Annotated in this window: 25 protein-coding genes and 1 tRNA gene; 18 read left to right on the top strand and 8 right to left on the bottom strand. The window is 67.3% G+C overall.

The features are described 5' to 3' along the window. Positions 1–33: 33 nt before the first annotated feature. The 11 genes from QTN24_RS13140 to QTN24_RS13090 all read left to right on the top strand — a co-directional run bounded on the left by QTN24_RS13140 (position 34) and on the right by QTN24_RS13090 (position 9,436). Positions 34–1,017 (top strand): SIS domain-containing protein, encoded by a 984-nt coding sequence (locus QTN24_RS13140; protein ID WP_124682525.1) that lies wholly within the window; start codon positions 34–36, stop codon positions 1,015–1,017. A gap of 3 nt (positions 1,018–1,020) precedes the next feature. Next, positions 1,021–1,650 carry an LPS export ABC transporter periplasmic protein LptC gene (lptC, locus tag QTN24_RS13135; protein WP_124682526.1) on the top strand — a complete coding sequence of 210 codons (630 nt, stop codon included), beginning with the start codon at positions 1,021–1,023 and terminating at the stop codon, positions 1,648–1,650. A 64-nt stretch (positions 1,651–1,714) separates the two neighbouring features. After that, on the top strand, positions 1,715–2,362 hold the full coding sequence (gene lptA, locus QTN24_RS13130) for a lipopolysaccharide transport periplasmic protein LptA (RefSeq protein ID WP_124682527.1): 648 nt from the start codon (positions 1,715–1,717) through the stop codon (positions 2,360–2,362). 21 nt (positions 2,363–2,383) lie between these two features. Continuing rightward, positions 2,384–3,184 (top strand): LPS export ABC transporter ATP-binding protein, encoded by an 801-nt coding sequence (gene lptB / locus QTN24_RS13125; RefSeq protein WP_124682528.1) that lies wholly within the window; start codon positions 2,384–2,386, stop codon positions 3,182–3,184. 144 nt (positions 3,185–3,328) lie between these two features. Then, the gene (locus QTN24_RS13120; RefSeq protein ID WP_124682529.1) at positions 3,329–4,810 is read left to right on the top strand and encodes an RNA polymerase factor sigma-54; all 1,482 of its coding nucleotides are present in this window, start codon (positions 3,329–3,331) and stop codon (positions 4,808–4,810) included. A 50-nt stretch (positions 4,811–4,860) separates the two neighbouring features. Further along, positions 4,861–5,214, top strand: a complete 354-nt coding sequence (gene hpf / locus QTN24_RS13115) for a ribosome hibernation-promoting factor, HPF/YfiA family (protein ID WP_019449655.1) — start codon at positions 4,861–4,863, stop codon at positions 5,212–5,214. A 475-nt stretch (positions 5,215–5,689) separates the two neighbouring features. Further along, positions 5,690–6,145, top strand: a complete 456-nt coding sequence (ptsN, locus tag QTN24_RS13110; RefSeq protein ID WP_066739687.1) for a PTS IIA-like nitrogen regulatory protein PtsN — start codon at positions 5,690–5,692, stop codon at positions 6,143–6,145. Between the two features lie 67 nt (positions 6,146–6,212). Continuing rightward, complete coding sequence (gene hprK / locus QTN24_RS13105; protein ID WP_124682530.1) at positions 6,213–7,184, top strand: HPr(Ser) kinase/phosphatase; 972 nt, start codon at positions 6,213–6,215, stop codon at positions 7,182–7,184. A gap of 189 nt (positions 7,185–7,373) precedes the next feature. Continuing rightward, positions 7,374–7,709 (top strand): PsiF family protein, encoded by a 336-nt coding sequence (locus QTN24_RS13100; RefSeq protein WP_124682531.1) that lies wholly within the window; start codon positions 7,374–7,376, stop codon positions 7,707–7,709. A gap of 126 nt (positions 7,710–7,835) precedes the next feature. Next, complete coding sequence (rapZ, locus tag QTN24_RS13095) at positions 7,836–8,726, top strand: RNase adapter RapZ (protein ID WP_124682532.1); 891 nt, start codon at positions 7,836–7,838, stop codon at positions 8,724–8,726. 56 nt (positions 8,727–8,782) lie between these two features. Beyond that, positions 8,783–9,436 (top strand): LON peptidase substrate-binding domain-containing protein, encoded by a 654-nt coding sequence (locus QTN24_RS13090; protein WP_313837589.1) that lies wholly within the window; start codon positions 8,783–8,785, stop codon positions 9,434–9,436. Positions 9,437–9,460: 24 nt separating this feature from the next. Here QTN24_RS13090 and mutY read toward each other — a convergent pair whose 3' ends face one another. From mutY to mutM, 3 genes are all read right to left on the bottom strand, one after another. Beyond that, entirely contained in the window at positions 9,461–10,612 is a 1,152-nt protein-coding gene (gene mutY / locus QTN24_RS13085; RefSeq protein WP_313837587.1) for an A/G-specific adenine glycosylase, read from the bottom strand. Between the two features lie 137 nt (positions 10,613–10,749). Then, positions 10,750–12,693, bottom strand: coding sequence for a dynamin family protein (locus QTN24_RS13080; protein WP_124682535.1), 1,944 nt, complete (start codon positions 12,691–12,693; stop codon positions 10,750–10,752). A 360-nt stretch (positions 12,694–13,053) separates the two neighbouring features. Then, complete coding sequence (gene mutM / locus QTN24_RS13075; protein WP_313837584.1) at positions 13,054–13,953, bottom strand: bifunctional DNA-formamidopyrimidine glycosylase/DNA-(apurinic or apyrimidinic site) lyase; 900 nt, start codon at positions 13,951–13,953, stop codon at positions 13,054–13,056. Between the two features lie 269 nt (positions 13,954–14,222). Here mutM and QTN24_RS13070 point away from each other — a divergent pair, with 269 nt between their 5' ends. The 7 genes from QTN24_RS13070 to pth all read left to right on the top strand — a co-directional run bounded on the left by QTN24_RS13070 (position 14,223) and on the right by pth (position 20,320). Next, entirely contained in the window at positions 14,223–16,043 is a 1,821-nt protein-coding gene (locus QTN24_RS13070; RefSeq protein ID WP_313837582.1) for a tetratricopeptide repeat protein, read from the top strand. A gap of 113 nt (positions 16,044–16,156) precedes the next feature. Then, positions 16,157–16,771 carry a lipoprotein insertase outer membrane protein LolB gene (gene lolB, locus QTN24_RS13065; protein WP_313837580.1) on the top strand — a complete coding sequence of 205 codons (615 nt, stop codon included), beginning with the start codon at positions 16,157–16,159 and terminating at the stop codon, positions 16,769–16,771. Then, positions 16,771–17,658 (top strand): 4-(cytidine 5'-diphospho)-2-C-methyl-D-erythritol kinase, encoded by an 888-nt coding sequence (gene ispE, locus QTN24_RS13060; RefSeq protein ID WP_172966004.1) that lies wholly within the window; start codon positions 16,771–16,773, stop codon positions 17,656–17,658. Before lolB ends, ispE begins: the two co-directional genes overlap by 1 nt. A gap of 60 nt (positions 17,659–17,718) precedes the next feature. After that, positions 17,719–17,795, top strand: a tRNA-Gln gene (locus QTN24_RS13055). 94 nt (positions 17,796–17,889) lie between these two features. Further along, the gene (locus QTN24_RS13050) at positions 17,890–18,843 is read left to right on the top strand and encodes a ribose-phosphate pyrophosphokinase (protein WP_124682540.1); all 954 of its coding nucleotides are present in this window, start codon (positions 17,890–17,892) and stop codon (positions 18,841–18,843) included. Between the two features lie 167 nt (positions 18,844–19,010). Further along, complete coding sequence (locus QTN24_RS13045; protein WP_124682541.1) at positions 19,011–19,622, top strand: 50S ribosomal protein L25/general stress protein Ctc; 612 nt, start codon at positions 19,011–19,013, stop codon at positions 19,620–19,622. 101 nt (positions 19,623–19,723) lie between these two features. Beyond that, entirely contained in the window at positions 19,724–20,320 is a 597-nt protein-coding gene (pth, locus tag QTN24_RS13040; protein WP_124682542.1) for an aminoacyl-tRNA hydrolase, read from the top strand. Positions 20,321–20,454: 134 nt separating this feature from the next. Here the strand turns inward: pth and QTN24_RS13035 are convergent, their stop codons facing one another. The 5 genes from QTN24_RS13035 to QTN24_RS13015 all read right to left on the bottom strand — a co-directional run bounded on the left by QTN24_RS13035 (position 20,455) and on the right by QTN24_RS13015 (position 25,135). Next, positions 20,455–20,715 carry a YfhL family 4Fe-4S dicluster ferredoxin gene (locus tag QTN24_RS13035; protein WP_124682543.1) on the bottom strand — a complete coding sequence of 87 codons (261 nt, stop codon included), beginning with the start codon at positions 20,713–20,715 and terminating at the stop codon, positions 20,455–20,457. Between the two features lie 67 nt (positions 20,716–20,782). Then, the gene (coaD, locus tag QTN24_RS13030; RefSeq protein WP_124682544.1) at positions 20,783–21,268 is read right to left on the bottom strand and encodes a pantetheine-phosphate adenylyltransferase; all 486 of its coding nucleotides are present in this window, start codon (positions 21,266–21,268) and stop codon (positions 20,783–20,785) included. A 237-nt stretch (positions 21,269–21,505) separates the two neighbouring features. Continuing rightward, on the bottom strand, positions 21,506–22,147 hold the full coding sequence (gene rsmD / locus QTN24_RS13025) for a 16S rRNA (guanine(966)-N(2))-methyltransferase RsmD (protein WP_313837575.1): 642 nt from the start codon (positions 22,145–22,147) through the stop codon (positions 21,506–21,508). Between the two features lie 73 nt (positions 22,148–22,220). Next, complete coding sequence (locus QTN24_RS13020; RefSeq protein WP_313837574.1) at positions 22,221–23,585, bottom strand: pitrilysin family protein; 1,365 nt, start codon at positions 23,583–23,585, stop codon at positions 22,221–22,223. A gap of 14 nt (positions 23,586–23,599) precedes the next feature. Beyond that, on the bottom strand, positions 23,600–25,135 hold the full coding sequence (locus QTN24_RS13015; RefSeq protein WP_124682546.1) for a M16 family metallopeptidase: 1,536 nt from the start codon (positions 25,133–25,135) through the stop codon (positions 23,600–23,602). Positions 25,136–25,146: the final 11 nt, after the last annotated feature.

Here is a 25,146-nt window from a genome sequence, read left to right as displayed (position 1 = left end):
ACGCCATCGCATTCGTTGGTATACTCCAGCGCCATGATAGCCAATTTCGATGCGGATCGAGCACTCGCGCTCGCTCGCCACACCCTCCAGATCGAGGCCGACGCCGTTTCGGCGCTGGCCGGCCGGCTGACGCCCGCGTTCACCAAGGCGGTCGAGATGATTCTCGGCTGCACCGGGCGCGTGGTGGTCTCCGGCATCGGCAAGTCCGGCCACATCGGCCGCAAGGTGGCCGCCACGCTGGCCTCCACCGGCACGCCGTCGTTCTTCGTCCACCCGGCCGAGGCCAGCCACGGCGACCTGGGCATGATCACGCGCGACGACGTGCTGATCGCGTTCTCGAACTCGGGCGAGACCGCCGAGTTGCTGTCGATCGTGCCGATCGTCAAGCGCATCGGCGCCGGCTTGATCTCGATCACCGGCAATGCCGGGTCGAACCTGGCCAAGCTGTCGGACGCCCACCTGGACGGCGCCGTCGCGCAGGAAGCCTGCCCGTTGAACCTGGCCCCCACGGCCAGCACCACGGCCGCGCTGGCCCTGGGCGACGCGCTGGCGGTGGCCGTGCTCGACGCGCGCGGCTTTGGCGAGGAGGATTTCGCCCGCTCCCATCCAGGCGGCGCGCTGGGCCGCAAGCTGCTGACCCACGTGCGCGACGTCATGCGCACCGGCAACGCGGTACCCGAGGTGCGCGAAAGCACGCCGCTGGCCCAGGCGCTGATGGAAATCACGCGCAAGGGCATGGCCATGACGGCCGTGGTGGACCCCGATGGCCGCGCCATCGGCGTGTTCACCGACGGCGACCTGCGCCGCCTGCTGGAAACCCCGCGCGACTGGAAGACCGTGCCGATCGGGGACGTCATGCACCATAACCCGCGCACGGTGAACCAGGACCAGTTGGCCGTGGAAGCCGTGCAGATCATGGAAACGAACCGCATCAACCAGCTACTGGTCGTCGATGGCGACGGCCGCCTGGTGGGCGCGCTCCATATCCATGACCTGACGCGCGCCAAGGTCATCTGAACGATGCCGGACTTCCTGTCCAGACTCACCGGAATGGTCATGCGGCTGCTGCCGCTGCTGCTAATGGCCATCGTCGCCGGCAGCACGTTCTGGCTCGTGCAGCTGAACTCCCCGCGCGAGGACGCCGAGCAGTCGCGCGCCAAGCGCCACGAGCCCGACTACTGGATGGAGCGCTTCTCGGCCACCGAGCTGGCCGAGGACGGATCCACCAAGCTGCGCTTCACCGGCGTCAGGATGATCCATTTCGAGGACGACCAGACCTACGAGGTGACCACGCCGGCCATGCGCTCGTACGAGGCCGACCGGCCGCCCGTGACGGCCAATTCCGACCGCGGCGTGATGAACGCCGAGGGGTCGGTGATCGACCTGTACGGCAACGCCTTCGTCATCCGGCAGGCCGGCGCCGATCCGTCCAAGGACCCGCGCATGACCGCCGCCTCGCAATACTTCCAGTTGCTGGTCAACGACGACATCGTCAAGACCGACAAGGCCGTGGAGCTGACGCGCGGCCCGTCGGTCATGACCGCCAACGGCATGATCTTCAACAACGTCACCCGCGAAGTACAATTGCTGGGCAACGTACGCGGCACGATCATCATGAACCCGCCGCAGGGGCAGACCAGGACCCAGTGACGCCGGCAGCCGCCCACGCGGCGGCGCGCCCTGGTCGCCGTCTTCATCTCATCATTCGCCAAACATGACCGCATCCCTGACGACATCGTCCTGTCGCCGCCTCGCGCCCGCCCTGCTGGGCGCCCTTGCCGCCATCGGCCTGACGCTGGCCGCGCCGGCCTTTGCCGAACGCGCGGACCAGGGCAAGCCGCTGGTGCTGGAGGCCGACAACGCCAGCTACGATGACGTCAAGCAGATCTACACGCTCACCGGCAACGTGGTGCTGACCAAGGGCACGATGGTGCTGAAGTCGGACGCCGCCGAGCTGCGCACCGACCCCGAGGGCTACCAGTACGCCATCGCCACCGCCAAGCCGGGCCGCCAGGCGTACATCCGCCAGAAGCGCGACGGCGTGGACGAGTACATCGACGGCTGGGGCGACCGCATCGAATACGACGGCAAGTCGGAGGTCAACAAGCTGATCGGCCATGCCCGCGCGGCGCGCGTGTCCGGCGCGGGCGCGAAGATCATCGACGAGATCCGCGGCGCGGTCATCACCTACGACAGCCGCAACGAGTACTACACGGCCACGGGCGGCGACAACAACACGACCGCCGGCAACCCGTCAGGCCGCGTGCGCGCGGTGCTGTCGCCGCGCACCGATGCCAGCGCGCCCGCCGCGGCCGGCCCGCAGCTCGACCTGCGGCCGTCGGCCACGCCCGCCAAGCCCTAACGATTGACCAGCCAGTCCCTGATGAACGATACCGCCACGCTCGCCGCCGCCGCCCCGTCCTCCGCATCGGCCGTCCGCACCGACAGCAGCACGCTGGTCGTGCGCCACCTGAAGAAGCGCTACGGCACGCGCACCGTGGTCAAGGACGTGTCGCTCGACGTGAAGAGCGGCGAGGTGGTGGGCCTGCTCGGCCCCAACGGCGCGGGCAAGACCACGTCGTTCTACATGATCGTGGGGCTGGTGGCGCTGGACGAAGGCGACATCGTGCTGGACGACGTGCACATCAGCGGCCTGGCGATCCACGAGCGCGCCCGCATGGGGCTGTCGTACCTGCCGCAGGAAGCGTCGGTGTTCCGCAAGCTCAACGTCGAGGAAAACATCCGCGCGGTGCTGGAACTGCAGGTCGACAACGGCAAGCCGCTGTCCAAGGCCGAAATCGAGCGCCGGCTCGATTCGCTGCTCGACGACCTGCAGATTGCCCACCTGCGCAACAACCCGGCGCTGTCGCTGTCCGGCGGCGAGCGGCGGCGCGTGGAAATCGCCCGGGCGCTGGCGTCGTCGCCGCGCTTCATCCTGCTGGACGAGCCGTTCGCCGGTGTGGACCCGATTGCCGTGGGCGAGATCCAGCGCATCGTCAGCTTCCTGAAGGCGCGCAACATCGGCGTGCTGATCACCGACCACAACGTGCGCGAGACGCTGGGCATCTGCGACCACGCGTACATCATCAGCGAAGGCACCGTGCTGGCGGCCGGCCAGCCCGAGGAAATCATCGCCAACGAGTCGGTCCGGCGCGTCTACCTGGGCGAGAATTTCCGCATGTAAAGCGCGGCCCCGCGCCGCCCGCAGGTCATTTTTACCGCACCTGCACACGGCTTTTCCAAAGCCGTTTCCGATCAGCGAAGCCGAAACGATAGGTTCTAGCAAATTCCGTTCCAACAACGGAAAGATGCGCATAGAATAGGTCGCATGAAACCTTCGCTTCAGCTCCGACTCTCCCAGCATCTGGCCCTGACGCCGCAACTGCAGCAATCGATTCGGTTGCTGCAGCTTTCCACGCTCGAACTCCAGCAGGAGGTGGAACAGGCCCTCACGGAAAACCCGCTGCTCGAACGCGAGAACGACTGGATCGAAAGCCCGCTGCGGGTGGCCGCGGACGGGTCCGTCAACCTGCAGAGCGCCCCGGCGCCGGCTCCCGCCGAGCCCCAGGCCAACGGCGACGACCGCACCGATCGCGCCGCTGGCAGCGAGGACGAGGGTTTTGGCGATTCGGGCAGCGAGGACTACGGCAACGACTGGAGCCTGGACGACTTCGCGCGCCGCCCGCAGGGCGACGAGGACGAGAAGACGCCGATGCAGTTGCGCGACGCGGATCCCACGCTGCGCGAATACCTGATGGAGCAATTGACGCCCCTCAAGATCTCGGCGCGCGACAAGGGCCTGGCCATCTTCCTGATCGAATCGCTGGACGACGACGGCTACCTGAGTGCGTCACTCGAGGAAATCTGCAGCGAACTTCCTGAAGAACTCGAGTTCGAACACGATGAAGTGCACGCGATGCTGACGCTGCTGCAGAGCTTCGACCCGCCTGGCGTGGGCGCCCGCAATGCCGCGGAATGCCTGAGCCTGCAACTGAAGCGGCTGCAGCACCCGCAGCGCGAGCTGGCCCTGACCATCGTCAACCAGCACCTGGAACTGCTGGCCGTGCGCGACTACACGCGGCTTAAGAAAGCGCTCCAGGTGGACGAAATAGCTTTGAAGGCCGCGCACGAGCTGATCCGTTCGCTGGCGCCGTACCCGGGACATGCGTACAGTCGTCCTGAAGCGGATTTCGTGGTGCCGGACGTGTTCGTGCGCAAGAGCGGCAGCGGCTGGATCGCCCAGTTGAACCCCGACGTGATGCCGCGGCTGCGGATCAACGACATGTACGCGCAGATCCTGCGCGGCGCGAAGGGCGAGGCCGGGGCGGCCGGGCTGCAGCAGAAGCTGCAGGAAGCGCGGTGGCTCATCAAGAACATCCAGCAGCGATTCGACACGATCCTGCGGGTGGCGCAGGCAATTGTGGAGCGTCAGAAGAACTTTTTTTCGCACGGCGAAATAGCGATGCGACCCTTGGTTTTGCGGGAAATAGCCGATACACTCGGTTTACATGAGTCGACCATTTCCCGGGTGACGACGAACAAATACATGGCCACGCCGATGGGTACTTTCGAGTTGAAGTACTTCTTTGGCAGCCACGTCTCCACCGAGACGGGCGGCGCGGCCTCATCCACGGCGATCCGCGCGCTGATCAAGCAACTGATAGGAGCCGAAGACCCCAGGAATCCTCTTTCCGACAGCCGCATCGCCGAATTGCTGGGCGAACAGGGCTTTGTGGTCGCACGCCGCACGGTGGCCAAATACCGCGAAGCGCTGAAGATCCCCGCAGTGAATCTCCGCAAGTCTTTGTAGCCGAGCCGCAACCGCCTGCCTGGTGCGGCTCTTTCAGAAGGAGAAGCGCTATGAACTTCAAGATCAGTGGACACCACCTCGACATCACGCCGCCGCTGCGTGAGTATGTGGAAACGAAACTGGAGCGAATTGTCAGGCATTTCGATCAGGTCATTGGCGTGAGCGTGCTGCTATCGGTCGACAACCACAAGGAAAAGGACAGGCGTCAGTACGCGGAAATCAATCTGCATCTCAAGGGCAAGGACATCTTCGTCGAAGCGCACCATGAAGACCTGTACGCCGCGATCGACTGTCTGGTCGACAAGCTCGACCGTCAGGTGATCCGCTACAAGGACCGGGTGCAGGGACATGACCGCGAGGCGGTCAAGTACCAGATGGCCGCCGCCCAGCTGCAGCAACAATAGGCTGGCAAACCCGACTGCCCCTTGAGGCGGACGCGAGCGTCCCCGAGAGGACTGATAGGAAGAGAGCAAAGCCGCGCATCTGCGCGGCTTTTTTGATGTCCCGGCCGCGCGTGCCGCGTTACCTTGGCGCCACGTCCGGCGCGCCCCGGCAGCCGGGGTGTTCGCATCCGGCGCCGCTCGGTGTATGCTGCGCCATACAAGAACGACAGGCAGAACGGTCCCGGTGTACCGCACCGCATGCCGCATGGCGATCAGCCGGCGGCGCGGCGGGCAGCCGGGTGGGCTAACCGGCCGGTTCGTCGACGGCAACCACCGCGACGCCGGCGCTGCAGTGCACAAGCGCGCTGTGGCCCTGCTCTATAATGGCCGGACGCTCCAATGCGGGCGTCCATAGCACTCGAATCCTGAATTGCCCCATTCCGGCGGGACGGCGACGACACGCCGCATCGCCACCCTGACTTCTCGTGCATCGCCCATGAATCGTTTGGCCAAATTGCTGCCACCCGGCAACATCCATCTCGACGTCACCGTCACCAGCAAGAAGCGGGTCTTCGAGCAAGCCGGGCTCCTGTTCGAGAACAACCATGGCGTTGCCCGGGCCACCGTGACGGACAACCTGTTTGCGCGCGAGTCGCTGGGCTCCACCGGCCTGGGCGCCGGCGTGGCCATTCCGCACGGCCGCATCAAGGGGCTCAAACAGCCGCTGGCCGGCTTCATGCGCCTGGCCGAGCCGATTCCGTTCGAATCGCCCGACGGCAAGCCCGTGTCGCTGCTGATCTTCCTGCTGGTGCCCGAACAGGCCACCCAACAGCATCTGGAAATCCTTTCGGAAATCGCGCAGTTGCTCTCGGACCGCGAAATGCGCGAGGGCCTGGCCACGCTGCCCACGCCCGAGGCGGTGCACCAGTTGCTGACCGAATGGCACCCGTGACGACCCGCAGGCCGGCCCGGCGCGCCGCCTGAAGCCACACCCGCCCCCAAGTAGAAAGTCATCCCGCATGGAACTCACCGGCGTCACCTCGCAGTCGATCTTCGACGACAACGCAGCCGACATCAAACTGTCGTGGGTCGCCGGTCTCGAAGGGGCCGACCGTGCCTTCGACGTCGAATTCGCCCGCGAAGCCACCTCGGCCGCCGACCTGGTCGGCCACCTGAACCTGATCCACCCGAACCGCATCCAGGTGCTGGGCAAGCCGGAGATCCAGTATTACCAGCGCCTGGACGACGAGCCGCGCAAGCGCCAGATGGGCGAGCTGATCCTGCTGGAGCCGCCGTTCCTGGTTGTGGCCGACGGCATGGAGCCCCCGCCGGACCTAGAACTGCGCTGCACGCGCTCGTCCACGCCGCTGTTCACCACGCCGGTGTCCTCGGCGGCCGTGATCGACCACCTGCGCCTCTACCTGTCCCGCATCTCCGCGCCGCGCGTGACCATGCACGGCGTGTTCCTGGACATCCTGGGCATGGGCGTGCTGATCATGGGCGAATCGGGCCTGGGCAAGAGCGAACTGGGCCTTGAGCTGATCTCGCGCGGCCACGGCCTGGTGGCCGACGACGCCGTGGACTTCGTGCGCCTGGGCCCCGATTTCATCGAAGGCCGCTGCCCGCCGCTGCTGCAGAACCTGCTGGAAGTGCGCGGCCTGGGCCTGCTAGACATCAAGACGATCTTCGGCGAGACGGCCGTGCGCCGGAAGATGAAGCTCAAGCTCGTGGTGCAACTGGTGCGCCGCAACGACGGCGAGTTCGAACGCCTGCCGCTCGATTCCCAGTACCTGGACGTGCTGGGGCTGCCGATCCACATGGTCAAGATCCAGGTAGCGGCCGGCCGCAACCTGGCCGTGCTGGTCGAAGCGGCCGTGCGCAACACGATCCTGCGCCTGCGCGGCATCGACACGCTGCGCGACTTCATGGACCGCCAGCGCGCCGCCATGCAGGCCGACGTGGTTTCACGCAGCCAGGGCCGGCTGCTCTGACCGCCCCCGCCTTGCCCGCCCGGACGCCCGCTGCCCAGCGGGCGTTTTCATTTGCTTACAAGCCCCGCGCGGCCGGCGTCAACGCGCCGTGGACCGTCATCGTTTTGTGCTGTAATGGGCATCGTGCCCATTTCCGCCAGCCAGACCCACGGCGCGCGGCCACGATGTGTTTCCACAGAGGAGAGAAGCATGAAGAAGCTGATCGCGATGTGTGTGCTGGTGACCCCGCTGTTCGCCACGGGCGCGTTTGCCCAGAGCGCGTCGGCGCCGGCGGCCGAGAAGTCCGGCAAGACGGCCCAGCAGGAAAAGATGGCCGCCTGCGCCAAGGCCAACAAGGGCAAGAAAGGCGACGAGTACAAGAAGGCCCAGAGCGAATGCCTGTCCGGCAACGGCCCGGCCGCCGCGGCCGAGCCCAAGACGCAGCAGGACAAGATGTCGGCCTGCAGCAAGCAGAACAAGGGCAAGAAGGGCGACGAGTACAAGAAGGCGATGAGCGACTGCCTCTCGGCCAAGCCGGCGGCCTGAGCCCCACCCCGCCGCCCCGCATCCGGCGGTTTTCCCGCGAACATGGCGAATCTCCCGTGATTCGCCATGTTCGCGTCAGCCGGCTGTCATGACGCAGCCACCATGCGGTGCTATCCTTGCGTCGCTATGCGGATCATTCTCATTACCGGAATTTCCGGCTCCGGCAAGTCTGTCGCCCTGAACGTCCTGGAAGATGCAGGCTACTACTGCGTCGACAACCTGCCCGCCCAGTTCATCCCCGATCTCACCGCCTACCTGGCCGACCAGGGCTACACGCACCTGGGCGTGGCCACCGACATTCGCAGCCGCGAGTCGCTGGCGCGGTTGCCGGACACGGTGCGCGAGCTGTCGGCGCATCACCAGGTCCAGGTGCTGTTCCTGACGGCGAATACCGACGCGCTGGTGCAGCGCTATTCGGAAACGCGCCGCCGCCACCCGCTGTCGACGCGGCTGGAATCGGGCAGCGGCGCCGAGGCGGAGGCCGCGGCCAGCACGTCGCTGATCGAGGCCATCGAGATGGAGCGCGAGCTGCTGAGCCCGCTGGCCGAATCGGCGCACCGCATCGACACCAGCAACGTGCGCACCAACACGCTGCGTAGCTGGGTCAAGGAGCTGATCCGCGTGGACAGCACCAGCGGCCAGTCGCTGACGCTGCTGTTCGAATCGTTCGGCTTCAAGCACGGCGTGCCCAGCGATGCCGACCTGGTGTTCGACGTCCGCTCGCTGCCCAACCCCTACTACGACCTGGCGCTGCGACCGCTCACCGGCCGCGACGCCCCGGTGGTCGACTTTCTGCAGAGCCAGCCGATGGTGCTGGCGATGGCGGAAGACATCCGCGCCTACGTGGAAAAGTGGCTCCCGAGTTTCATTGCCGACAACCGCAGCTACCTGACCGTGGCCATCGGCTGCACCGGCGGCCAGCACCGCTCGGTCTTCATCGCCGAACGGCTCGCCAACTATTTCCGGGCCCATGGTAATGTGCTGGTCAGACACCGCGAGTTGGCCCCGGCCGGCTGACATGCGGGCTTGAAGGGCGGCCGTCACGGCCCGCCCGCCACTGGAGCGGCCAACGCATGTCGACTCTTCCCTCCGGCACCGCACCCACCGGCACCGTCCTTGACGCGCTGCCGCTGTTCCCGCTGAACACGGTCCTGTTTCCCGACGGCCGCCTGCCCCTGCGCATCTTCGAAAAACGCTATGTCGACATGGTGCGCCAGTGCATGCGCGAGGACGCGCCGTTCGGCGTCTGCCTGCTGGCCAGCGGCGACGAGGTGGCGCGGCCCGGCGTGGATGCCGTGCCCGAGGAAATCGGCTGTCTGGCGCAGATCGTCGACTGCAACATGGAGCAGCTTGGCGTGCTGCTGATCGAAACGCGCGGGCGGCAGCGCTTTCGCGTGCTGTCCCATGCCACGCGCGACGACGGCCTGATCGTCGCCCAGGCCGAAGTCCTGCCCGACGACATCATCGACTGCAAGCTGGAGCTGCTGAGCGAGTGCCTGGACGCGCTGCGCCGCATCGTCGCCTCGCTGCACAGCGAGCAGCCCGACAAGTCCAAGCTGCCCTTTGCCGAACCCTATCTCTGGGACGACCCGAGCTGGGTGGCCAATCGCCTGTGCGAATTGCTGCCCGTGCCGCTCAAGGCCAAGCAGATGCTGATGGCGCTGCCCGACGCCGGCATGCGCATCGAGATCGTGCACCGCTACATGCGGCAGCACCATATCGTCTGATCCGGGCGGCGCCGCCGCCTTCCGCTAGAACAGCCCGATGCGCGCCTGGTCTTCCAGCAGGCGCCGCACCGGCGCGGGCGTGCCCAGCGCATCCAGATCGTCCAGCGACAGCCAGCGGCTATCCGCATCGAGGCGCGGGGCCGCGGCCGTCAGGTCGACCCGGATCGCGCGGATCAGCAGCCGGAAATGCGTGAACACGTGCGTCAGTTCGCCGGCCAGGTACGCCCGGGCCGGCTCGCCAAACGGCCGCACCGCCTCCAGCGCGGCGTCCTCGGCCGCCTCGGCGTCGAACGGCACGGCGTCCAGCGCGATCTCGGGCAAGCTCCAGAGCCCGCCCCAGATGCCGCTGCCGGGCCGCAGGCGGACCAGCACGTCGCGCCCATGGCGGGCGATCAGCATCACCGTGCTCCGTTCCGGAATTGCCGCGCGCGGCTTGGGCGTCGGCAGCACGGCGGTCAGGTTGTCGCGGCGCGCCACGCAATCGGCCGACAGCGGGCAGTTGGCCGCATCGGCCAGGCACGCCGGCTTGCCGCGCGAGCAGATCGTGGCGCCCAGGTCCATCAGGCCCTGGGTGTAGGCGACCATGTCCTCGGCCTGATCCGGCCCGGCCGGCGGCAGCGCCTGGCCGGCCAGCGTCCACATGCGGGTCTCGATGGCGCGCTCGCCCGGGTAGCCGTGGATGCCGAACACGCGCGCGAACACGCGCTTCACGTTGCCATCCAGGATGGGAGACCGCACGCCGGCGCTGAACGCGGCGATGGCCGCCGCCGTCGACCGGCCGATGCCCGGCAGCGTCACGAGTACGTCCGGATCGGTCGGAAACACGCCGCCGTGGTCGTCCATGACCGCCTTGGCGCAGCGATGCAGGTTGCGCGCCCGCGAGTAGTAGCCCAGCCCGGCCCACAGCGCCATGACCTGATCGGCCGGCGCCGCCGCCAGCGCGGCCACCGTGGGCAGCGCGGCAACGAACCGCTGGAAGTATTCGATCACGGCCGCCACCTGCGTTTGCTGCAGCATGATCTCCGACAGCCAGATGCGATACGGATCGCGCGTGTTCTGCCACGGCAGGTCGTGCCGCCCGTGCGTACGCTGCCACCGGACCACCCGCATGCCGAAATCGGGCGGTACGGCGATGGCTTCCGGGGTCACGGGAACGGCGGCTGGCTTGCGGGGCATTGCGGAGTCGGGAAATGAAAAACGCCGCGCGGGAGGCGGCGTGACATGATACAGCGTGCGATGGCGGCCGCCGCCGGCTGCGCGATGGTGGCGCCCCTCTCCCGCAGGCGGGAATGGGGAAAAAACCCACCCCGCGCTCAGGCCGCCCTGACCGCCTCTTCCACCGGCGCTTCCACCAGCTTGCGCGTGAACTGCTCGATCTTCGTGCTGCGCTCGTCCAGGCCGTTGAGCACTTCCTCCAGTTCGGCGATGCGGCTTTCCAGCGTGTCGGTGGCTTCGTGGATCCGTTCGATCGAATCCACACGGCGGCGCAACTGCTTCTGGTGCTCGCGCACCTGGGCTTCCAGCGGCGTCATCACGGACTTGAGCCAGATCTCGATGTCGCGGTTCAGGTCGCGGAAGTTCTCCAGCACGCGGCTGGCCATCGTCGCAAACGCGTTCTGGACCAGTTGCGGGCGCGACCGCGTCAGCATGTTGACCGTGCCGAAATGGGCGTTGACCAGCGCCAGCGTCTCCTGCAGCTCGGCCGTGTAGCGCGACGTCACGAACTGCATCGGCGACGGCAGCGTGAAGCCGTGCTCGGCGTTGAAACGGCGGTACATGCTTTCCACAAGCTGGTGCAGCTCGGCGATCTTGCGGTCGGCGTCCTGGATCAGCCCGGTCAACTGGGCGAACAGCCCTTCCATGTCCTCGCGCAGGCCGCGCGAGAAGAAGCGCTCCTTCATCTGCTCGCGGCGGTCGCGCATGGTGCGCCGCACGTCGCGCAGCTGCAGGCTCTTGATGATGTCGGCGCTATGCCGGCCGAACACCAGCCGCAGCGCCTGGAACTTGGCGATGCTCTGCTCGAACTCTTCCTTCTCGCTCTGCACGCGCATCAGCATGTGCTTGACCATCGCGTGGTTCTTGCCGCGCAGGCCGCGCAGCTCGAAAAGCTGCTCGACGATGTCGCGCCGGCGGCTCTGCAGCAGTTGCTGGGCGCCGCGCGACATGTCCTGCACCAGCCGCTGCACCTGGTCCGACACGATCTCGCGCCGCTGCGGGATCAGCTGGTCCGACAGCACGTGCTCGAACTGCATCAGGTTGCTGCGTACCAGCATCGGCTGGTCGTGCGTGACCTTGGCCACCAGGCCCTTCTGCGCCGACACCGGATACACGCGGCGCTCCTCGATACCCAGCGTCTGGGCGGTCGAGCGCACCTGGCGCGCAATCTCGTCGGCAATCTCCGGCGACGACTTGAGCGGGTCCCACAGCCCGTCGATCTTGTTGAGCACGGCCAGGCAGCCGCGGCGGTGCCCGGCGCCCACGTGGCTACGCCAGAGCGCGAGGTCGCTCTTGGTCACGCCGGCGTCGGCGGCCAGCACGAAGACCACCACGTGCGCGTCCGGGATCAGCCGCAGCGTCAGTTCCGGTTCGGTACCAATCGCGTTCAGGCCCGGCGTGTCCAGGATCACCAACCCCTGGCGCAGCAGCGGATGGGGGAAGTTGATCACCGCATGGCGCCAGCGCGAGATCTCGACCATGCCGTCGGCATCGACCGAGTACGCGGCGTCGGGGTCGTTCTCGTTGTACAGGCCCAGCGACTCGGCCATCGACGGCGTCACGCGCGTGGTTTCCACCACGTGCTGGAACGCCGCCAGCATGCCCTCGGGTGACGACGGGTCCAGCGGCACCGTGGTCCAGTGCGATCCGGACGCGCCGGGCTCCATGAAATCGGCGGTCGATGCGTCCTGCAGCCGCGTCTCGATCGGCAGCAGCCGGATGCACGGCGGCTCGTGTTCGTCGTAGCGCAGCTCGGTCGGGCACATCGTGGTGCGGCCGGCGGACGACGGCAGGATGCGGCGGCCGTAGTCGGCAAAGAAGATCGCGTTGATCAGCTCGCTCTTGCCGCGCGAGAACTCGGCGATGAACGCCACCTTGAGCCGGTCGCTCTTGAGCACGCTCTGGATGCGTTGCGCGCGATCGTCGGCGGTGGCGTCATGGAGGTCGCACTGTTGCAGCCAGGACTGGAATTCCGCAAGGGACTGAAGGACCCCGGTTCTCCAGGCGCCATATTGTTCGAATTGATGGGCGAGGCTCGTCATGGCGGTTCGCTGTTTCGGCTCTTTATGGTTTTGGGCGCATGCCGCGCCTGTGCCGGGTGGTTCCGTTGACCCGCGGACCCGGTGTCAGGCGCCCTGCCGGCCTGCCCCGTCGAAGTGGCAAAACCGGCAGTTTTTGTAACTTTTTATGTCTGCGCACACGATACAGGTTTCTGGCCGGATTTTGTGGAATTCGCGTCCCTTGGCCGGCAACTGTGTCGGGAGTGTTGCGCCGAGCCATCGGCGCAATATGGCAACGCCGTGTCGCCATCGGATTGCCATGTTGTGGCGCCTTGCGAATCGGCCGATGTGTCGTGCGATTCACCCCCCGCTCGGCGCCTTGGGCGGCGCCTCAGCGTTGACTCAATGCTGGCAGTGCGGACAGTAGAACGTCGACCGCTGGCCCTGCACGATCTGGCGGATCGGGGTGCCGCAGACGCGGCACGGTTCGCCTGCGCGGTCATAGACCAGGCAGTCGAGCTGGAAGTAGCCGGTGCTGCCGTCGCTGCCCACGAAATCGCGCAGCGTGCTGCCGCCCCGGGCAATCGCCTCGGTCAGCGTCTCGCGCACGGCGGCGGCCAGTTTCTCGTAGCGCGGCAGGCTGATACGGCCCGCCGGCGTGGTCGGCCGGATGCCGGCGCGGAACAGGCTTTCGGAACAATAGATGTTGCCCACGCCCACGACGATGTCGCCGGCCAGCAGCGCCTGCTTGATCGCCACCGAGCGGCCGCGCGTGAGCCGGTGGAACCACGCGCCGTCGAAGCGCGGGTCGAACGGCTCGATGCCCAGCCGCCGCAGCAGCGGGTGCTCGGGCAGCGACGCCTCGGGTAGCGGCGTCCAGATGATGGCGCCGAAGCGGCGCGGGTCGCGGAACCGCAGCACCATGCGGGCGCCGGCGTCGGCGGAACCTGACGGATCGGCCGGCACCAGTTCGAGGTCGAGATGGTCGTGCGCGCCGGCGGCCGGCGCATCGGGATAGACGCGCAGCGTGCCCGTCATGCCCAGATGCACGAGCAACCACCCGGGCGCCGCGTCATCGCCATCGGCATCCGGCCGGGCGTCCGCCGGCAGGCATTCCAGCAGCAGGTACTTGCCGCGCCGTTCGATGCGGCCGATCACGCGCCCGGTCAGGCGCGCCTCCAGCTCGGGCTCCACGGGCCAGCGCAGCCCGCGGTGACGCACGGTCACCCCGGCGATGCGGCGGCCCACCACATGCGGCAGCAATCCGCGCCGCGTGACTTCGACTTCCGGTAGTTCTGGCATACGCCCCTGTCTTTCCGGCCGGATTTGCGCCCGGCACCACCGCCCCGCAGAACCTATGGGGGGCTTTCACGCTCCAAGCACGCAGGGATGCCTGCCCCCGCGCCGCCCGTGTGCGGGTTCCCATACGTAAGCGCCCCGCAAGGCAAGCAGCGCATTGTAGCGGCAGGCTACAATGCCTCCATCCATTCCTACGCCCCCGTGCGCCGGAGCTTTGATTCATGCCGGACCAAATCTTGCCCTCTCAGGCCATGCGCCCGGAAGCCATCCCCATGAGTGCATTCCGCATCCGTCGCCATGCGCGCGCCCTGGGCGTGGCCGCGTGCCTGGCCATCGCCCCGCTGGCCCATGCCGCGCCCGCCACGGTGGCGCAGAACGACGACGAGGCCATCGAGGTGCCGGCGCCGTCGTCGGCGGCCCGCGCGGCGCGCACGCCGCTGCCCAACGTCGCGCTGACGCCTGACATCCTGTACCGCGTGATGGCGGCGGAAATCTCGCTGCAGCGCGGGCTGGTCGGCCCCGCCTACCGCACCTATATCGACCTGGCGCGCGAGACGCGCGACCCCCGCCTGGCGCAGCGCGCCACGGAGATCGCGTTCAACGCCCGCGTCGCGCAGCAGGCGCTGGACGGCGCCCGGCTGTGGTCCGAACTGGCGCCCAAGTCGCCGGCCGCGCGGCAGGTCCTGTCGACGCTGCTGGTGCTCAACGGCCGCTGGGAAGATGCCGAGCCGCTGCTGGTGCAGCAACTGGCCGCGGCGCCGGCGGCGCATCGCGGCGAGGCCATCCTGCTGCTGCAACAGCAGATGTCGCGCACCAGCGACCCGGCCGGCGCGGTGGGCGTGCTCCAGCGCATCACCGCCAACGACAGCAAGCTGGCTGAAACGCACCTGGCCCTGGCGCGCGCCCGCGAGGCCGCCGGCGACAACGCCGGCGCGCTGGCCGAGCTGGACCAGGCGCTGCGCATCAAGCCCGACCTGGAGCCCGCCGCGCTGATGGCCGCCGAGTTGCAGGCCGAATCGGCCACGGACAAGTCGATCGACGTGCTCAAGCGCTTCCTGGCCAAGTCCCCGCAGTCGGTGAACGGCCACATCACGCTGGCCCGCCTGTACCTGCAGAAGAACGACATGCCGGCCGCACGCGCCGAGTTCGAGGTACTGCGCAAGGTGGCGCCGAACGACCCGCGCGTGCCGCTGGCGCTGGGGCTGACCAGCCTGCAGGCGCGCAGCTACGACGACGCCGAGCGCTACCTGAAGGAATACCTGCAGATGGCCGAGAAGTCGCCGGCCGCCAATCCCGACGTCGCGTTCCAGTACCTGGCCCAGATCGCCGAGGAAAAGAAGGATTACGCGGGCGCCATCGGCTGGCTGGACCGCATCGAGGACAGCCGGCTGGCCACGGCCGCGCAGGCCAAGCGCGGCCAGCTGCTGGCGCGCATGGGCAAGCTCGACGACGCGCAGGCCGTGTTCGGCGAACTGCTGGCCGATGCCGAGGACATTCCCGACCCGGGCCAGCGCAAGCAGCGCATGACGGCGATCCGCCAGGCCGAGGTTGGCGCGCTGCTCGAAGGCAAGGCCTACGACCGCGCCCGCAAGGTGCTGGACGAGCGCGTGAAGCTGGAGCCAGACAACGCCGACTGGCTCTATGAGCTGGCCATGCTCGACGAGCGCGAGAAGCGCTACGACAGCATGGAGCGCGGCCTGCGCAAGGTCATCGCGCTGCAGCCCGAGCAGAAGCAGGGCTACAACGCGCTGGGCTATTCGCTGGCCGACCGCAACGAGCGCCTGCCCGAGGCCCGCAAGCTGCTGGAGCGGGCATCCGAGCTGGGTCCGGACGATCCGTACATCATGGACAGCCTGGGCTGGGTCAAGTACCGCCAGGGTGAGCTGCAGCCCGCGGCCGACCTGCTGAAATCGGCCTATTCGAAGGCGCCCGAGGCCGAGATCGGCGCCCACCTGGGCGAGGTGCTCTGGCAGCTGGGCCAGCACGAGGAAGCCCGCAAGACGTGGAACGAGGCCGCCAAGGTGGAGCCCGAGAATCCCACGCTGATCGACACGCTGCGCCGCTACAACCAGAACCTGCTGCTGTCCAAGTAGCTGGCCTTGCGTATCATGCCGATTGCCGCCCGGGCCCCGCGCCCGGGCGCTTCGTTCTGACGGCCCCGGCCGTTTTCCGATTCCTTCCCGACCACTACCCGCGAACGTCGCACATGCTCCGATCCCGACGCCTGGCCCTGCTTTGCGTGGCCGCCCCGTTCTGGCTTGCCGCGTGCAGCACCATCACCCCGTCCCGCAACTTCGACGCCGGCGAAGCCGCCCGCAGCGAACAGTACACGGGCCGCTTTGCCGCCAACTACACGCGCTACGGCCGCAGCGAGGGCGTGCAGGGCAGCTTCCGCTGGGAAGAACAGGGCCGCAACGTGCGACTGGACCTGGTATCGCCGCTTGGCCAGACGCTGGCCGTGGTCACCAGCACGCCGTCCGGCGCCACGCTCGACCTGCCCAACGAGGCGCCGCGCAACGCGCCCGAGGTGGACAGCCTGATGGAGCAGGCGCTGGGCTTCTCGCTGCCCGTATCGGGCATGCGCGACTGGCTGCACGGCCGCCCCGCCGCTGGCCGGCCCGCCAGCGTCACGCGCGACGCGAACGGCCGCCCGGACACGCTGAAGCAGAACGGCTGGACCGTGCGCTACGTGGCGTGGCAGGAGCCCGCCGAAGGCGCCGCCCAGGGGGCCGCACAGCCGCGCCGCATCGACATGGCGCGCGACGGCAACGAAGCGCCGCTGTCCGTGCGGCTCGTGATCGATCCCAAGTCCGAACAATGATGCAAACCGTGACCGCCGGCGCCGCGCTGCCGCCCCCGGACCTGCGCGACTGCCCCGCGCCGGCCAAGCTCAACCTGTTCCTGCACGTGACGGGCCGCCGCCCCGACGGCTACCACACGCTGCAGACGGTGTTCCAGTTGATCGACTGGTCGGATACGCTGCACTTCCGCCGCCGCGACGACGGCGTGATCGCCCGCGCGACCGACATCCCCGGCGTGCCGGCCGACACCGACCTCGTGGTGCGCGCGGCCCGCGCGCTGCAGCAGGCCAGCGGCACGCATTTCGGCGCCGACATCGCCATCGACAAGATCCTGCCGATGGGCGGCGGCATCGGCGGCGGATCGTCCGATGCAGCCACCACGCTGCTGGCGCTGAACCACCTGTGGGGCACGGCGCTGCCGCGCGCCGATCTGATGCGCATCGGACTGGCGCTGGGCGCCGACGTGCCCGTGTTCGTGTTCGGCCAGAATGCCTTTGCCGAAGGCGTGGGCGAGGAACTGACGCCGGTGGCGCTGCCCGCCAGCTGGTTCGTCGTTATCCATCCGCGCCAGCATGTACCGACTGCGGCAATTTTTTCGGACGAACGCTTGACAAGAAATTCCCCGATCTCTATAGTTGCGGACTTCGCTGCTTGCACAAACAAATTCGCTTTCGGTCGCAACGACTTGCAAGCGGTAGCAACAGCGAAATTCGGCGAGGTTGCCCGAGCCCTTGAATGGCTGACAGAATACAGTCCGCATGCAAGGATGACCGGTTCCGGAGCCTGTGTTTTTGCCCGTTTCGAAGACGAGGCAGAGGCGCGGAAGGTGATGGAAAGGTTGCCGCCCGAGTGGGACGGCAGGTGTGTGAGAAGTTTGTCGCAACACCCGCTCGCAACGTTCGCATAGCAGGTTTTCGTCTGGCGACGGACCGCAGTCAGGTTCGGCGAGAGACGACAAAGGTTGTGTAGGGGAGTCGCCAAGTTGGTCAAGGCACCGGATTTTGATTCCGGCATTCGAAGGTTCGAATCCTTCTTCCCCTGCCATTACTTCCTATAGTGTCCAAACGGACATGCAGAACTCGCTACCGGCACCGGCCGGTAGCACAAAGCTCCCCCAGCAGCAAGACAGGTGCCCCGAATGAGCGTCGAAGGCTTGATGGTATTTACCGGCAACGCCAACCCTAAACTCGCGGAGGCTGTCGTACAGCACCTCGGCATCCCGCTGGGCAAGGCACTTGTGGGCCGATTCTCCGACGGAGAAGTCCAGGTCGAAATCCAGGAAAACGTTCGCGGCAAGCACGTCATCGTGCTGCAGTCGACCTGCGCGCCGACCAACGACAACCTGATGGAACTGATGGTGATGGTCGATGCCCTGAAGCGCGCCTCGGCCCGCAGCATCACCGCCGCCATGCCCTACTTCGGCTATGCCCGCCAGGATCGCCGCCCGCGTTCGGCGCGCGTGGCCATCTCGGCCAAGATCGTGGCCAACATGCTGGAAGTGGCCGGCGTCGAGCGCGTCCTGACGATGGACCTGCACGCCGACCAGATCCAGGGCTTCTTCGATATCCCCGTCGACAACATCTACGCGTCCCCGGTGCTGCTGGGCGACCTGCGCGAGAAGAACTACGGCGACCTGCTGGTGGTGTCGCCTGACGTCGGCGGCGTGGTGCGCGCCCGTGCGCTGGCCAAGCAGCTCGACTGCGACCTGGCCATCATCGACAAGCGCCGCCCGAAGGCCAATGTTTCCGAGGTGATGAACATCATCGGCGAAGTGGCCGGCCGCAACTGCGTGATCATGGACGACATGATCGACACCGGCGGCACGCTGTGCAAGGCCGCCCAGGTGCTCAAAGAGCGGGGCGCGCTGAAGGTGTTCGCCTACTGTACCCACCCGGTGCTGTCCGGTGGCGCCGCCGCCCGCATCGCCGCGTCCTCGCTGGACGAAGTGGTGGTCTGCGACACGATCCCGCTGTCGGACGAAGCGCGCCAGTCGGGCAAGATCCGCCAGGTCTCCACCGCCCCGCTGCTGGCCGAGACCTTCACCCGGATCGTCAAGGGCGACTCGATCATGTCGCTGTTTGCCGACCACTGAGCGGCAAGCTGGCGCAAGGCAGGCGAAAGCCTGCTAGAATCTTGGGCTTTACCGCATTGGCCACCTTCAGGGTGGCCAATGTGATTCATGCGGTACGGTTTGGTTGCCGTATCGCCTAGTCGAGGCTGTCTGGTCGCGGACAGCCTTCTTCACATCTGGAGTTGGACATGAAAGTAGTAGCTTTCGAACGTAGCGTACAGGGTACGGGTGCGAGCCGCCGCCTGCGCAATTCGGGTAAGACGCCCGGCATCATCTACGGCGGCGCCGCCGAGCCGAAGATGATCGAACTGGATCACAACGCACTGTGGCACGCCCTGAAGAAGGAAGCGTTCCACTCGTCGATCCTGGACCTGGAAGTGGCTGGCAAGAGCGAGAAGGCACTGCTGCGCGCCTTCCAGATGCACCCGTTCAAGCCGATGGTGCTGCACGTCGACTTCCAGCGCGTGTCGGCGTCGGAAAAGATCCACGTGAAGGTGCCCCTGCACTTCATGAACCAGGAAACCGCTCCTGGCGTGAAGCTGGGCCACGGCATCGTGAACCACATCCTGAACGACCTGGAAGTGTCGTGCCTGCCGGCCGACCTGCCCGAGTTCATCGAAGTGGACCTGGGTGCTGTCGAGCTGAACCAGACCATCCACCTGTCGGACCTGAAGCTGCCGAAGGGCGTGACCGCCATCACCCACGGTGATGACAACCCGGCCGTGGCGAACATCTCGCTGCCGGCTGGCGCCCAGTCGGCCGAAGCCGCCGAAGGCGAAGGCGAAACGCCGGCTGCCTAAGCTGCCAGCGTTGCCAGCAAAGACCGCCGGTTCGCCGGCGGTTTTTTTTCGTGCGCGGTTTTCGCGTATCCTTCACGCCTGCTTTCCGCTTTCTTCCACGCATGATCAAGCTCATCGTCGGCCTCGGCAACCCCGGGGCGGAATACGAGGCCACCCGGCACAACGCCGGCTTCTGGTTCGTCGACCAGCTCGCCCGCATGGGCAGCACCACGCTCCGGGTGGAAGGCCGCTTCCACGGCCTGGCCGGCCGCGCGCGGCTGTGGGACCAGGACGTCTGGCTGCTCAAGCCGTCGACGTTCATGAACCGCTCGGGCCTGTCGGTGGTATCGCTGGCGCGCTTCTACAAGATCCTGCCCGACGAGGTCCTCGTGGCGCACGACGAGATGGACCTGCCGGCCGGCGCGGTCAAGCTCAAGCGCGGCGGCGGCTCGGGCGGCCACAACGGGCTCAAGGACATCTCGGCCCACCTGACCACCCAGGAATACTGGCGCCTGCGCATCGGCGTGGGCCATCCGCGCAACGCGCCGGGCGGCGCGGCCGGCGGGCGCGAGGACGTCGTCAATTTTGTGCTCAAGCCGCCACGCAAGGAAGAGCAGCAGGCCATTGACGAGGCGATCGACCGCAGCATCGGCCCGATCGGCGTGCTGGCCCGCGGCGAGAGCGAGCGGGCGATGATGGAACTGCATACGGGGCGCTAGGGGCCGGGACGTGGCGTTTTCGTCCCCTGAACGAGCGCGGAACGGAAAAAACCCCGCCAGCCTTGCGGCTGCGCGGGGTTTTCCTTTTTCTGCTTGTGGGGGCCGGAACGAAGGGGCCGGATTTCTCTCCGGCTTCAGGCCACGTGCTTGGCGGCGGTCAGCAGCCGGTAGCGTTGCATCAGCACCTCGTGCGATTCGATGCGGTTCGGATCCTTCGGGATGCAAGCCACAGGGCAGACCTGCTGGCATTGCGGTTCGTCGAAGTGGCCGACGCACTCGGTGCACTTGTTGGGGTCGATCTCGTAGATCTCGGGCCCCATCGAGATGGCTTCGTTCGGGCACTCGGGTTCACAAACGTCGCAATTGATGCAGTCGTCGGTGATCAGTAGCGCCATGATGGTTCCTTCCAGCAACCCCGCCCATGCCCGAACTGGCCACGTCGACGGGGTCGAAGGTCGTATTTTATTCCGGTTTGCCGATCTTCTCGTTAAGCCAGCGCTCCACGGAGGGGAAGACGAACTTGCTGACGTCGCCGCCGAGCACGGCGATCTCGCGCACGAACGTGCCGGAGATGAACTGGTACTGGTCAGACGGCGTCAGGAACATCGTCTCGACGTCGGGCAGCAGGTAGCGGTTCATGCCCGCCATCTGGAACTCGTACTCGAAATCGGACACCGCGCGCAGACCGCGGACGATCACCCGCGCATTGTTCTTGCGCACGAAATCCTTGAGCAGGCCCGAGAAGCCTTCCACGCGGACGTTCGGGTAGTGCCCCAGCACTTCGCGGGCGATGCCGATCCGTTCCTCCAGCGAGAAGAACGGGCGCTTGTTGGGGCTGTGCGCCACGCCGACCACGAGTTCGTCGAAGATATTCGACGCACGACGGACGAGATCCTCGTGTCCCCGGGTCATGGGATCAAAAGTACCGGGATAGACGGCGACGACCATGTTTCCTCCTTAGGGCTGCCCGCTGGCGGCCTTCCCCTGCGGGAGACCGCTTTCGAATACTGGCTGCGCGACGGGCGTTGGACAATCAACAGCGGCGTAGTGTAACCCCAATTGCCGCTTTTGGAAGTCCGCCCGGCCGCATTTTTGCCGCATTGCAGCAGAGGCGCAAACGCTTGTCCGGCGCGGCAATCCGCCTGGCAGTCGTCATATGACTGGCCCGGGCGCGACGCCCTTCGCTCAGTCGGCGCCGTGGCCCTCGCGACGCTGCAGCAGATGGAAATGGACGGCCCCGGCGCGCGCCTGGCGGACGACCTCCAGCGACGCCGGCACCGGCGCATCGGCGCCGACCAGCGCTTTGTCCGATTCCACGTACACCACGCCGCCCGGCCGCGTCAGCCGCGCGGCGTGTTCCAGCGCCGGGCCGATCCAGTCCTCGGCAAACGGCGGGTCCAGGAACACCACGTCGAAGCTGTCGGCCGGCATCTGCGCGGCGGCGGCGAACGCGTCGGCCTGGACCACGCGTAGCTGGGGCGCATCGAGCTTGTACTGGTTGTCGCGCAACTGCTTGGCCACGCGCGGATTGGCTTCCACCAGCGTCACCGTGGCCGCGCCACGCGAGGCGGCCTCGAAACCCAGCGCGCCGGAGCCGGCGAACAGGTCCAGGCAGGCCAGCCCGGTCAGGTCCTGTCCCAGCCAGTTGAACAGCGTTTCACGTACGCGGTCCGGCGTGGGCCGGAGCCCTTCGGCCTCCAGTACCGGCAGCAGGGAGCGTTTCCAGCGGCCGCCGATGATGCGCACCTGGGCCGGTGTCTGGCGGGGCTGGCGGGACAGAGAAGTTCGCCCGCGCGGAGCGGGCGAAGGTCGGGATTGCGAATTCATGCCGTGATTGTAGAGCGTGGCGGACGCCGGCACAGCGGCGCCGCGTGCCCTCGCCCACCATCCGCCCCCGGCATCACTTTTCCGGCCCGGCGACGATCACGGTCGCCAGCGCGTCCGGATGCACGTGGCGCTGGAAGGCCGCGCGCACCTGGTCGCGCGTGACCTTGTTGATCTGCGCGGTCCAGGTGTCCAGGTAGTCCAGCGGCAGGCCATACCAGCCGATGTTGGCCACGTTGGTCAGCAGCTTGCGGTTGCTGTCGATCCGCAGCGGAAAGCCGTTGACGAGGTTGTCCTTGGCCGCCTTCAGCTCGGCATCGGTCGGGCCATCGGCCACGTACTTCGCCAGGATCTGGCGCACCAGGCCCAGCGCCTCGTTGGTGTTTTCCTTCTTGGTCTGCAGCGTGACGCTGAACGGCCCCGGCTGCTTGGACGGCGCGAAATAGCTGTCCACGCCGTAGGTGAGTCCCCGCTTCTCGCGCACCTGGTCGGTCAGCCGCGAGCTGAAGCCGCCGCCGCCGAGCACGTAGTTGCCGACCAGCAGGGCGAAGTAGTCCGGATCGCCGCGCGCGATCGACGGCGCGCCGATGGCCACGCTGGCCTGCTGGGCCGGATGCGGAATCCGCTTCTCGCTGGCCGGGATCGACATCTGCACGTCAGGCAGCTTGGGCGGCGCGGCGCCCTCGGGCAGCCCGCGCGTCATGTCCTCGGCGATCTGCTCGGCCTGCTTGCGGTCGATCGCGCCGATCAGCGTGACCACGGCGCGCTTGGCCGTGTAGTTGTCGCGCCAGAACTTGAGCAGGTCCTCGCGCGTGATCGATCCCACCGACTCCGGCGTGGCCGACACGCCGTAGGGATGGTTCGGGTACATCGCCTTCGACAGCGTCTTGTCCGCAATCACGCCCGGGCGCGTGTCGCCCTCGCGGATGGCCGTGATCAGGCGCTGCTTCTCGCGCGCGACGACGTCGTCCGGGTAGGACGGCGCCTTGATCAGCTGCGACGCCAGCCGCAGCGACTGCTCGCGCTCGGGCGACGTGGTCAGCGTCCGCAGCCCGATGCCGCCGCGGTCGCCGCCGGCCGCGCCGCCAAAGTCGGCGCCGGTATCGGCAAAGGCATCGGCAATCTGCGCCTCGTTGCGGGCGGGCTGGCCGTTCTGGGCGCTGCTGCCCTTGTCGAGCAGCGCGGCGGCCAGCGTCGCCAGGCCGGCCTTGCCGGGCGGGTCGTAGCGGCTGCCGGCGTCGAAGTCGATGTTGACGTCGAGCATCGGGATCGACGGGCTCGGCACGAAGAAGACCTTGGCGCCGGTGGACGCCGTCCAGCTTTCGATGGGAATGGCCGCGTGAGCCACGGTGACGGCCAGCAGCGCGGCCGCCCCGCAGGCCGCGCCAGCCAGGCGGCGCAGCAGGCGCGGGGACGCAATCGTCATGACGGACAGGGACATCGCTGCTTCTCTCCTCAGTGACGCAGGCCTTCGGGCGCTGCGGTCTTGGGCTTGTTGGGGTCGATCGGCTGCGGCAGCAGCGTGGCCACGGTCAGGTTGTCGTCGCTGAAGTACTTGCCGGCCACGGCCTGCACCTGCGCCGGCGTGACGGCCTTGATCTTGTCGAGCATCCGGTCGATCTGGCGCCACGAGATATTGGAGATTTCGGCCACGCCGATCTCCATGCCCTGGCCGAAGACCGAGTCGCGCTTGTAGATCTGGCCGGCCACCACCTGCGCCTTGACGCGCTTCAGTTCTTCCTCGGACACCCCGTTCTTGGCGATGCGCTGGATCTCCTCGCGCAGCGCCTTCTCGATTTCCTCGGTGGTGTGGCCGTTGGCCGGCGTGCCGTCGAGCACGAACAGCGACTCGTTGCGGTTGATGCTGTCGTAGCCGACGTTGACGTCGTCGGCCAGCCGCTGCTGGCGCACCAGTTCGCGCGTCAGCCGGGCGTTGTCGTAGCCGTTGAGCACGGCCGACAGGACTTCCAGCGCGTACGGGTCGACGTCCTTCTCCACGTCGTGCAGGCGCGGCACCTTGTAGGCCAGCACGATGTACGGGTTCTCGGCCGGCGCCTTGACCCAGATGCGCTTGATGCCCTGCTGCGGCGCCTCAAGCTGCGTCTTGCGCAGCGGCAGCGGCCGCGGCTTGAGCTTGCCGAAGTAGCGCTCGGCCATCGCGCGCACCTCGTCGGCCTTCACGTCGCCGGTCACCACCAGCAGCGCGTTGTTCGGCACGTACCAGGTCTTGTACCAGTTCTGCACGTCCTCGACGCGCATGTTGACCAGGTCGTCCATCCAGCCGATGACCGGATGGCGGTACGGCATCGCCGTGTAGACCGTCGCCAGTAGCTGTTCGTAGACCTTGCCGCGCGGGGAATCGTCGGTGCGCAGGCGGCGCTCTTCCATCACCACCTTCATCTCGCGCTCGAATTCCTCCTTCTTGATGATGAGGTTGGCCATGCGGTCGGCCTCCAGTTCCATCATCTTGGGCAGGTACTGCTTGGCGATCTGCTGGTAGTAGAGCGTGAAGTCGCGGTTGGTCAGCGCGTTCTCGCGGCCGCCCAGCAGCGCGATCTGGCGCGAGAACTCGCCGATCGGCACCTTCGGCGTGCCCTTGAACATCATGTGTTCGAGCATGTGCGCCACGCCCGTGGTGCCGCTGACCTCGTCGCTGCCGCCGGCGCGGTAGTAGATCTGGTGCGCCACGGTGGGCGCCCGGTGGTCTTCCTTGACGATGACCCGCATGCCGTTGGCCAGGCGGAATTCCGTGGTGCCGGCTTCCGTCTGGCCCACCTTGCCCGCCGTCGCCATGCCGGACGGCGGCCCCTGCGGCGTGGTGGCCCGGGCGGCTTCGCCCTGCGCCTGCGCCATGGCGGTGCCCGCCAGCGGACCGGCAAGGGTGGCAACGATGAGGGTGGAGATCAGGCGCCGGGAGAATCGGGCGGCGCCGGTGGAGGGCGAAACGATGCGGGCGGCGCCCGCTCCGGACAAGTCAGCGCAATGGTTCATGCGACCCCGTC

Origin of the sequence: Cupriavidus sp. SZY C1 (assembly GCF_032190535.1) — a bacterium.
GTDB lineage: Bacteria > Pseudomonadota > Gammaproteobacteria > Burkholderiales > Burkholderiaceae > Cupriavidus > Cupriavidus pauculus_C.
The sequence above is the reverse complement of the archived record's forward strand: the minus strand, read 5'-3'. Positions and strand labels throughout refer to the sequence as shown.

Excerpts from the sequence above, each read along its gene's own strand:
- QTN24_RS13020 (WP_313837574.1), bottom strand. The coding sequence starts at position 23,585 with ATGTCCCTGTCCGTCATGACGATTGCGTCCCCGCGCCTGCTGCGCCGC.
- lptA (WP_124682527.1), top strand. The coding sequence starts at position 1,715 with ATGACCGCATCCCTGACGACATCGTCCTGTCGCCGCCTCGCGCCCGCC.
- lptC (WP_124682526.1), top strand. The coding sequence starts at position 1,021 with ATGCCGGACTTCCTGTCCAGACTCACCGGAATGGTCATGCGGCTGCTG.
- coaD (WP_124682544.1), bottom strand. The coding sequence starts at position 21,268 with ATGGTCGTCGCCGTCTATCCCGGTACTTTTGATCCCATGACCCGGGGA.
- QTN24_RS13140 (WP_124682525.1), top strand. The coding sequence starts at position 34 with ATGATAGCCAATTTCGATGCGGATCGAGCACTCGCGCTCGCTCGCCAC.
- hprK (WP_124682530.1), top strand. The coding sequence starts at position 6,213 with ATGGAACTCACCGGCGTCACCTCGCAGTCGATCTTCGACGACAACGCA.
- rapZ (WP_124682532.1), top strand. The coding sequence starts at position 7,836 with ATGCGGATCATTCTCATTACCGGAATTTCCGGCTCCGGCAAGTCTGTC.
- QTN24_RS13080 (WP_124682535.1), bottom strand. The coding sequence starts at position 12,693 with ATGACGAGCCTCGCCCATCAATTCGAACAATATGGCGCCTGGAGAACC.
- QTN24_RS13120 (WP_124682529.1), top strand. The coding sequence starts at position 3,329 with ATGAAACCTTCGCTTCAGCTCCGACTCTCCCAGCATCTGGCCCTGACG.
- rsmD (WP_313837575.1), bottom strand. The coding sequence starts at position 22,147 with ATGAATTCGCAATCCCGACCTTCGCCCGCTCCGCGCGGGCGAACTTCT.
- lptB (WP_124682528.1), top strand. The coding sequence starts at position 2,384 with ATGAACGATACCGCCACGCTCGCCGCCGCCGCCCCGTCCTCCGCATCG.
- QTN24_RS13100 (WP_124682531.1), top strand. The coding sequence starts at position 7,374 with ATGAAGAAGCTGATCGCGATGTGTGTGCTGGTGACCCCGCTGTTCGCC.
- hpf (WP_019449655.1), top strand. The coding sequence starts at position 4,861 with ATGAACTTCAAGATCAGTGGACACCACCTCGACATCACGCCGCCGCTG.
- QTN24_RS13015 (WP_124682546.1), bottom strand. The coding sequence starts at position 25,135 with ATGAACCATTGCGCTGACTTGTCCGGAGCGGGCGCCGCCCGCATCGTT.
- ptsN (WP_066739687.1), top strand. The coding sequence starts at position 5,690 with ATGAATCGTTTGGCCAAATTGCTGCCACCCGGCAACATCCATCTCGAC.
- mutM (WP_313837584.1), bottom strand. The coding sequence starts at position 13,953 with ATGCCAGAACTACCGGAAGTCGAAGTCACGCGGCGCGGATTGCTGCCG.
- lolB (WP_313837580.1), top strand. The coding sequence starts at position 16,157 with ATGCTCCGATCCCGACGCCTGGCCCTGCTTTGCGTGGCCGCCCCGTTC.
- QTN24_RS13045 (WP_124682541.1), top strand. The coding sequence starts at position 19,011 with ATGAAAGTAGTAGCTTTCGAACGTAGCGTACAGGGTACGGGTGCGAGC.
- mutY (WP_313837587.1), bottom strand. The coding sequence starts at position 10,612 with ATGCCCCGCAAGCCAGCCGCCGTTCCCGTGACCCCGGAAGCCATCGCC.
- QTN24_RS13070 (WP_313837582.1), top strand. The coding sequence starts at position 14,223 with ATGAGTGCATTCCGCATCCGTCGCCATGCGCGCGCCCTGGGCGTGGCC.
- ispE (WP_172966004.1), top strand. The coding sequence starts at position 16,771 with ATGCAAACCGTGACCGCCGGCGCCGCGCTGCCGCCCCCGGACCTGCGC.
- QTN24_RS13035 (WP_124682543.1), bottom strand. The coding sequence starts at position 20,715 with ATGGCGCTACTGATCACCGACGACTGCATCAATTGCGACGTTTGTGAA.
- QTN24_RS13090 (WP_313837589.1), top strand. The coding sequence starts at position 8,783 with ATGTCGACTCTTCCCTCCGGCACCGCACCCACCGGCACCGTCCTTGAC.
- pth (WP_124682542.1), top strand. The coding sequence starts at position 19,724 with ATGATCAAGCTCATCGTCGGCCTCGGCAACCCCGGGGCGGAATACGAG.
- QTN24_RS13050 (WP_124682540.1), top strand. The coding sequence starts at position 17,890 with ATGAGCGTCGAAGGCTTGATGGTATTTACCGGCAACGCCAACCCTAAA.